We start from the raw sequence: 7,936 nt of genomic DNA on the forward strand, positions 1-7,936 counted from the left end.
GCGCCACGCTCTTGCCCTGCGCCGTCGCGGCCAGGAATACGTGCGAGTAGCCGCCGGCCACCGCCACGGCCTGCGCGGCCACGGCTTCCGGCAGGCCATCGGCAAGCTGCGGCGCCTGCGCCAGCAGAACCTTTCCCACCCCGGCGACCCGCGCAGCCGCCTCGGCCACGGACTGCGCATCCCCGCCCGCGACCAGTACGTGGACCGGCATGTCCAGCCTGCCCGCGGCAGCAATGGCGTTGAGCGTGGCGCCATTCAGCGCCCGATTATCGTGTTCGGCAATAACAAGGACAGTCATCAGATCACCTTGGCTTCGTTCTTCAGTTTGTCGACCAGCGCGGCCACGTCGGCGACCTTGATGCCGGGTGCGCGCGCCGCCGGCTCTTCGACGCGCAGCGTCTGCAGGCGGGACACGGGATCCACGCCCAGCGCGTCCGGCGTTTCCACATCCAGAGGCTTCTTCTTGGCCTTCATGATGTTGGGCAACGTGACATAGCGCGGCTCATTCAGGCGCAGGTCCGCCGTGACGATGGCGGGCAGCGTCAGTTCCACCACTTCCAGGCCGCCGTCCACCTCGCGCGTCACGCGCGCCGTGCCGTCGCCGATGGCGATGGCGCTGGCATTGGTGGCCTGCGGCCAGCCCAGCAGGGCCGCCAGCATCTGGCCGGTCTGGCACGCGTCGTCGTCGATGGCCTGCTTGCCCAGGATCACCAGCGCGGGCGCTTCCTTGACCACGACGGCGCGCAGCAGCTTGGCGACTTCCAGCGGCTGCAAGGCGGCATCCGTCTGCACCAGCACGCCGCGGTCGGCGCCGATGGCCAGCGCGGTGCGCAACGTCTCCTGCGACTGCGCCGTGCCGCACGACACGGCCACGACTTCAGCCGCCGCGCCCTGCTCTTTCAGGCGCACGGCCGCCTCGACGGCGATTTCATCGAACGGGTTCATCGACATCTTCACGTTGCCGATGTCCACGCCGCTCTGGTCGGCCTTGACGCGCACGTTGACGTTGTAGTCAACCACGCGCTTGACCGCGGCAAGTACCTTCATGGAAACACTCCTGAGTGAAAGGATTCAACGGACGCCCCGGGTTGTGACCGGGACGACTGCGGTTTGGTCAATCCGGGATGCTTTTCCGGACGGTGATGTCCAGGATCACGGCGAATTCGGTTTGCGCGGACGAGTCGCCGGGGGTAGCGACGCCCGGCGTATCGCCGCCCGGCGTATCGACGCCCGGCATTTCCACGCCGCGCGTCATCTCGTATGCCCCCGCCGTCACCCGCACCCGCGTAACCTCGAGCCCATCCGAGCCGGCCGGCAACGCGCCGACCTCGCAGCAACTGGACGCCGCGCCCGAGCAGGTCACCGACGCCATCGCACCGCCGCGCAGGACAAAGAGATTCAGCACCTGTACCGGTCCGCCCACCAACGTGGATTGCAGCAACGCATCGCCGCCAAACACCGCCGGTTCACGCAGCCGCAACGGCACGGCCCCACCCTCGCCTTGCAGCATCACGCCCTCGCCCGCCAGCACGACCGACACGCGGTCATACCCGGGAAAGCGTGAGTACGGCCCATCGCGTTCGATATCGGCGATGCTGACGCGCCAGCGACCGGCGGGATCGGCCGCCAACGTGCGCGTGACACCCCCGCCGTTCTTCCACGGCTCGGGCGGCAGCGCCAACCAGCTGGCTTGCACCGAACCGCGCGGATCAGGAGACTGCGCCAAGGCCGTACTTCCCGGTCAGCAGCGCGCCGCGCTGAAAGCGCCCCAATTCGTAGGGCGTGAGCGACACGTCGGTCGCCAGACCCAGCGCCTCTTGCGCCAGCACGCGGCCCACCGTGGGCGACAGCTTGAAGCCGTGACCCGAGAAACCAAAACCCACGATCAGCCCGTCGACGCCCGGCACACGGCCCAGCACGGGGTTCCAATCGGGCGTCACGTCGTAGACGCCCGTCCACGACGACGCCAGCCCGGCGGTCTCATAGGCGGGGAAGCGGTCCGCCACCTGCGCGCCGACCTCGGCCACGTAGTCCAGCGGAATGTCGCCCTGCTCGGCGTCGCTCTTTTGCAGCGCCTCGCCGACGATGCCTTCGCTGACCAGCATCTGGTTGCCGCCGTAGCTGCGGCAATACAGCATGCCGGGCGAGGCCAGGTCCTTGAAGACCGGCATCGAATACGTATAGGGCGCCGCGTCACACTCCAGCGCCAGCACGGCATGCCGCTCCGGCACGACGGGCATCGCCACGCCGGTCCAGCCGGCGAGTTCCGGCGTCCAGATGTTCTGCGTGCTGATGACGAGCGGCGCGCTGTAGTCGCCCTCGGATGTCACCACGCCCGTCACGCGGCCGTTATCGATGATCAGGCGCTGGACGTTGACGTTTTCGCGGATGGTGACGCCGCGGCGGCGGGCGCCGCGCGCAAAGCTGGTGGCCACCAGATACGCGTCCGCAAAGCCCGCCTCGGGCTCATAGCCGATCAGCGCGGCGTTGTCGAAGGACGCAATGGGCAGCAGCTCGCGCGCCTGCGCGGCATTCAGCAATTCCAGCGCGATGCCCTGCGCCTGCTGCTGCGCCAGCGCGCCGCGCAGCGGTTCCAGCTTGTCGTCGTCGGCGGCGGTGATCAGGTAGCCGCACTTGACCAGGCCGCACGAGGCCTCTTCGTCGCCCAGATAGCAGGCGAAATTGTTGAACACGCTCCACGAACGCTGGGCCAGCTCCACGTTCTCGCGCACGGAATAGTGCGTGCGCAGGATGCCGGACGACTGCGACGTGGTGCCCGCGCCGATGGTCTCGCGATCCAGCACCAGCACGTTCTTCGCGCCGAGTTCGGCCAGGTGAAACGCCACCGAACTGCCGATCACGCCGGCACCAATCACGATCACGTCAAAACTTTTCACGACAAGGCTCCAAGGACAAGTGCGGCGAGTGTGAACCCGCCGTTTCGGAGCTGTAGAAATTTAAGCGCCGCTGATGTTGACCATCGCCGCTCCTTATATTCATGCCGCCGCCAGGCGCTCGGGCGAAAGTCTCGTCTGCCGCACCCCAGAGTGCCGGCGACATGGAATCTATCGGTCAATCTACATTCAAGTAGGGGAAAAATATGAACATGAATCGCCGCGCCATGCTGGTGCGCACCGCTGCACTTGCGGGCGCAAGCGCCCTGGGCTTTCCGATGATCGGCCGCGCCGCCGGCGCGTCCTACACCTATGGCGGCTCGGCCTGGCTGGGCCATTACTCCGCCTACATCGCGATGAAGACGGGGCTCTTTGCCAAGCAGGGTCTGGACATCAAGTGGCAGAGTTTTGCCACGTCGTCGGACCGCATGAGCGCGGTGATGGCGGGCAACGTCGATCTGGCGGGCACCGGCGTGGTGTCATCGCTGGCGCTGATGGCCGCAGGCGCGCGCCAGTTCCAGGTCATTGCCACCCCCAACAACTTTGGCCGCGCCGAAGGCGTGCTGGTGCGCGACAACGTCAAATCCGTTGCCGACCTGAAGGGCAAGAAGATCGGCGTCACCTACGCCTCCAGCGCCCACGTGCTGCTGCTGGACGTGCTGCGCCAGGCGGGCCTGAACCCCGACCGCGACGTCTCCATCATCAATCTGCCCGCGACCAACCTGCTGTCCGCCTACCAGGGCAGCCAGATCGACGCGGCCGTGGCCTGGACGCCGGCGTTTGACCGCATCAAGGCCGTGCCGGGCACGCACGTGCTGTTGGACGACACCGCGTTCTCGCTCTATAAGCAGTACGCCATCACTCCCGGACCCGACGTGCTGCTGACGCACGCCAAGCTGGGCAAGGAGAACCCGGACGCCGTGCGCAAGTTCCTGCAGGCGGTGTTCCAGGCCAACGCCATGCTGACGAACCAGCCCGAGGAAGCGGCCGGCGTGCTGCTGGAACTGACCGGGCTGTCCAAGGACGAGCAGCTTGCCGTCATCAAGCAGACGCAGTGGTATTCGGCCGAGGACCAGAAAGCGCTGATGATCGAGCCAGGCAACTTCGTGAACGGCATGCAGAAGCTGGCCGAGATGCTGGTGTCGCTCAAGCAGATCGACCGCGCGCCCACCGTCAAGGACTGGGTCCAGTCCTCGTACCTCTGAGTCCGGGACAGTCTGCCTATGTCCACACGTTCGTCATCCCGCGAAACACGCCTGCTCTGGGTCAGCGTGTTTTCGCTGCTGGGTTTTCTGCTCATGTGGGAAGGCCTGTGCCGTGCCGGCGCGGTCGATCCCATCTTTCTGCCCGCGCCGTCCCAGGTTCTGGCGCGTGCGCTGTCCATGTCCGATCAGGGCACGCTGTTCTACAACGTGCTTGCCTCCACGCGCCGCGTCATGGTCGGCTTTCTGGCCGCCGTGATCGTGGCGATTCCGCTGGGCATCCTGCTGGGCACGTCGAAGGTGGCGCGCGCCGTCTTCGATCCCATCATCTCGTTTCTGCGCCCACTGCCGTCCATGAGCTGGATTCCGCTGTCGCTGCTGTGGTTCGGGATCACCGAAACGCAGAAGTACAGCATCGTGTTCATGGGGTCCTTCGTGCCCGCTTTGCTGTACGTGATGGAGGCCTCTCGCAGCATCGACCCGGTGCTGGTGCGCGCCGCGCGCAATCTGGGCGCCAACCGCTGGCAGGTCATGCGCGAGGTGCTGTTTCCGGGCTGTCTGCCGCAGATCCTGTCGGGCATGAAGATCATCCTGGGCCTGTCGTGGACCTGCGTGATCTCGGCCGAGCTGGTGGCGTCCAAGGAAGGCCTGGGCTTCATGATCATGAACGGCAAGGAATTCTTCCAGACCGACACCGTGGTGCTGGGCATGGTGCTGATCAGCTTCACCGTGCTGGTGACCGATCTGTGTTTGCGGCTTCTTGAACGATGGGTGCTGGCATGGCAGCGATGAACGACACGATGATCCGGCTGACGGACGTCTCCAAGGCCTACGGCGAAGTGCCCGTGCTGGACAAGGTCAACCTGGAGGTCAAACGCGGAGAATTTCTGGTGCTGCTGGGCGCCTCGGGCTGCGGCAAGTCGACGCTGCTGAATCTGATGGCGGGCTTCATCACGCCCAACACGGGGTCGGTGGAGATCAACGGTAAAAAAGTCACCGACGTCACCGCCGCCTGCGGCATGGTGTTCCAGCAGTACGCGCTGTTTCCGTGGCGCACGGTGCAGGAGAACGTGGAGTTCGGGCTGAAGATGCGCGGCATGTCGCGCCAGGAGCGCGCGCCGATCGCCCGCAAGTTCATCGAGATGGTGGGCCTGAAGCACGCGGCGGACAAGTATCCGCACGCGCTGTCGGGCGGGATGAAGCAGCGTGTGTCGATCGCGCGCGTGCTGGCCAACGACCCGGACGTGATGCTGTTCGACGAGCCGTTCGCCGCGCTTGATGCGATGACCCGGCAGGTGCTGCAGGACCAGTTGCTGTCGATCTACGAGCAGAGCGGCAAGACCATCGTTTTCATCACGCACTCCATCGACGAGGCCCTGACCTTGTCGACGCGGATGGCGGTCATGGGTTCCAAGCCCGGCCGCATCGTGCAGGACATCCAGAATGACCTGCCGCATCCGCGCAGCGCGGACGTGCAGTTGTCGCCACGCTTTGTGGAACTGAAGCGGGCGATCTGGGAGCGCGTGCAGGAGGAAGTGACGCGCAGCATGGAGTTGACGGCCGATTAACCGCGCCGCGCGCGCGATCCGGCTGGACGATCTTGGTGCCCGGCGTGAACATCATGCGGGGCAAGGCTGCCGAATACGCCGTCGGGGCTTTGCCACGCGCCCGTGCTGCGGCCTTCCTCGGCCAGAAACTCCACCAGCGCGGGCAATGACGGATCCATCGGCCGGTTGGCGTGGATGCGCATGACATAGCCCCACGAGCCCGGCATGCGCAGATGCGGCATCAGCGGCACCAGCCGGCCGCTCGCCAGGTCTTCGTCGATCAGCGGCGCGCGGCCCAGCGCGATGCCCACCCCGGCCGCCGCGGCGGCCACCACGGTGCTCAGGCCGCTCAGCACCATCGGATCCTGCCAATCATCCGGCGCAATCCCCAGGCGGGGTCCCCACGTGCGCCAATCGGTCTCCGGGCTGTCGATGTGCTTCTCTTCAAGCCAGCGGTGGCGCAGGAACACGCGCGGGTCATTGCGGTCGGCCTCGGGCACGAGCGCCGGACTGCATACCGGCACCACGGTCTCGGTCATGAGCGGAATGTCGCCCGGCGCGGCAATGTGTGGCCCCATCGCGCGCACGTGCAGGAAGGCCAGGTCGATGTCCTGGGTTTTCCAGGCCGGATCCTGGCTGGCGTGCAGATACACCTGGATGTCGATGTCCGGATGCAATTCAATGAAGCGGCCGATGCGCGGCGCCAGCCACAGCGCGGCCAGCGACGGGTTGGCGGACACGTTCAGGGTGTAGCGCCGCTTGCCGCGGGCGCTGGCGCGGACATTGCGGCAGGCGGTCTCCAATAGGGTCAAGGCCTGTTGTACGGAAGCCAGCAGCGCGGCGCCCGCTTCGGTGGTCTCGGCGCGCCGCACGGTGCCGCCCCGGCGCAGCAGCGATGTTCCCAGGTCGGCTTCCAGCGCCCGTAACTGATGGCTGACGGCGCTTTTCGTGACGTTGAGTTCGGCAGCCGCGCGGCTCAGGCTGCCCAGGCGGGCCACGGCCTCGAAGGCGCGCAAGGCGGCCAGCGGCGGCGTGCGGGTAGAGGAATCGGACATCGGTTGAGTTTATCTCAACCCTTGATTGAAAATTCATCGCTTTCGCGCGTACGCTGGATCGGGGACGATGCAGGCTCTGGATGGAGTAATGCTATGTATTTCGATTCGAGGCTGTGGCGTCTGACCGAGGGTCTGCGTGCCGGCATGGCGGGCGGCATCTTCCTGGGCCTGTTGGCGCTGGCGGCCGGGATTGCGCGGTACGTGTTCCTGGGGCAGTTGCTCGCGCGCGTGTTCGACGGAGCGCCGTGGCAGGAATGGGCACTGCCGGCGCTGTGCGTGGCGGCCATGGTGCTGCTGCGGGCATTGCTGGACGACTGGCGCACCGTGCAGGCCAACCGCACATCCGCCGCCATCCAGCACACGCTGCGCGCAAAGCTGTACGACCGCATCGTCGCGTTGGGACCGGCATGGTTCGCCAACCAGCGCACGGGCGGCGTCATGTTGACCGTGGTGGACGGCGTCGAACAGTTGCAGACCTTCTTCGGACAGTATCTGCCGCAGGTCGCCATCGCGGCGGCCGCACCCTTTGCCATCTTTGCCGTCATCGCTTTCTGGGATGTGCCGACCGCCCTCGTCTTCCTGGCCGCCGCGCTCTTCGCGCTGTTCGGGCCGATGGCGGTGCACATGCTGGACCGCCGTGCCAGCCTGGCGCGCAGCCGGTCGCTCAACGAATTCGGCGAAGAGTTCCTGGACGCGGTCCAGGGGCTGCCCACGCTCAAGTCGTATGGCCAGGGCAAGGCGTGGGGCGAACGGCTGGCGGCCCGCGCGCGCAGCCTGTCCGACAACACGTTCTGGGTGCTGTCCGTCAGCCTGCTGACGCGCGGCATCAGCGATCTGGGCGTGGCGCTGGGCGCCGCGCTGGCGCTGACGCTGGGCGCCTGGCGCGTGACCACCGGCGACATGAGCGTCGAGGCGTTGTTGATCGTGCTGATGGCGGGCACCGAGATTTTCCGCCCGCTGCGCGATCTGCGCGCGGTACTGCACCGGGGCATGTTGGGCCAATCGGCCGCCGCCAGCATTCACGCGCTGATGGACGCACAGCCCCTGACGCCTGCCCCCGACGCGCGCGCCGCGCAAGCGGGCCCTGCGCGTTTGGCGCCGACCATCGAGTTCGACGACGTCGCCTTCTCGTACACGCCCGAGCGCGCCGCCCACCGGGGCCTGGCGTTCCGGATTGCGGCGGGGGGACGGGGCGGGGGGGGGGGGCCCCGCGGGGCGGGGCGAAGCACCCCCCGGGG

The 7,936-nt window shown here is 67.0% G+C and carries 8 protein-coding genes and 1 pseudogene; 4 read left to right on the forward strand and 5 right to left on the reverse strand.

The features are described 5' to 3' along the window. The 4 genes and pseudogenes from B3446_RS05315 to B3446_RS05330 all read right to left on the reverse strand — a co-directional run. Positions 1 to 298 (reverse strand): annotated as a pseudogene (locus B3446_RS05315) (electron transfer flavoprotein subunit alpha/FixB family protein); the annotation flags it as partial. Further along, entirely contained in the window at positions 298 to 1,047 is a 750-nt protein-coding gene (locus B3446_RS05320) for an electron transfer flavoprotein subunit beta/FixA family protein (protein ID WP_191577349.1), read from the reverse strand. The pseudogene B3446_RS05315 and the gene B3446_RS05320, both read right to left, overlap by 1 nt. Positions 1,048 to 1,114: 67 nt before the next feature. Beyond that, the gene (locus tag B3446_RS05325; RefSeq protein ID WP_291378146.1) at positions 1,115 to 1,726 is read right to left on the reverse strand and encodes a HutD family protein; all 612 of its coding nucleotides are present in this window, start codon (positions 1,724 to 1,726) and stop codon (positions 1,115 to 1,117) included. Further along, the gene (locus B3446_RS05330; protein ID WP_291378148.1) at positions 1,710 to 2,897 is read right to left on the reverse strand and encodes an NAD(P)/FAD-dependent oxidoreductase; all 1,188 of its coding nucleotides are present in this window, start codon (positions 2,895 to 2,897) and stop codon (positions 1,710 to 1,712) included. Before B3446_RS05330 ends, B3446_RS05325 begins: the two co-directional genes overlap by 17 nt. 203 nt (positions 2,898 to 3,100) lie before the next feature. Here B3446_RS05330 and B3446_RS05335 point away from each other — a divergent pair, with 203 nt between their 5' ends. The 3 genes from B3446_RS05335 to B3446_RS05345 are packed head-to-tail and all read left to right on the forward strand — an operon-like array spanning position 3,101 to position 5,664. Then, positions 3,101 to 4,099 carry an aliphatic sulfonate ABC transporter substrate-binding protein gene (locus B3446_RS05335; RefSeq protein ID WP_175124153.1) on the forward strand — a complete coding sequence of 333 codons (999 nt, stop codon included), beginning with the start codon at positions 3,101 to 3,103 and terminating at the stop codon, positions 4,097 to 4,099. An 18-nt stretch (positions 4,100 to 4,117) separates the two neighbouring features. Beyond that, positions 4,118 to 4,888, forward strand: a complete 771-nt coding sequence (locus B3446_RS05340) for an ABC transporter permease (RefSeq protein WP_175124152.1) — start codon at positions 4,118 to 4,120, stop codon at positions 4,886 to 4,888. Then, positions 4,876 to 5,664, forward strand: coding sequence for an ABC transporter ATP-binding protein (locus tag B3446_RS05345; protein ID WP_191577345.1), 789 nt, complete (start codon positions 4,876 to 4,878; stop codon positions 5,662 to 5,664). The genes B3446_RS05340 and B3446_RS05345 overlap by 13 nt, the downstream gene beginning before the upstream one ends. Here the strand turns inward: B3446_RS05345 and B3446_RS05350 are convergent. Beyond that, positions 5,661 to 6,698 carry a LysR substrate-binding domain-containing protein gene (locus tag B3446_RS05350; RefSeq protein WP_291378151.1) on the reverse strand — a complete coding sequence of 346 codons (1,038 nt, stop codon included), beginning with the start codon at positions 6,696 to 6,698 and terminating at the stop codon, positions 5,661 to 5,663. The genes B3446_RS05345 and B3446_RS05350 overlap by 4 nt on opposite strands. A gap of 93 nt (positions 6,699 to 6,791) precedes the next feature. Here B3446_RS05350 and B3446_RS05355 point away from each other — a divergent pair. Beyond that, positions 6,792 to 7,936 (forward strand): ABC transporter transmembrane domain-containing protein (locus tag B3446_RS05355; RefSeq protein WP_291378153.1); only part of this gene is annotated, 1,145 nt, incomplete at its 3' end.

Origin of the sequence: Achromobacter sp. UBA5777 (genome assembly GCF_002418565.1) — a bacterium.
Taxonomy (GTDB): domain Bacteria; phylum Pseudomonadota; class Gammaproteobacteria; order Burkholderiales; family Burkholderiaceae_B; genus Achromobacter; species Achromobacter animicus.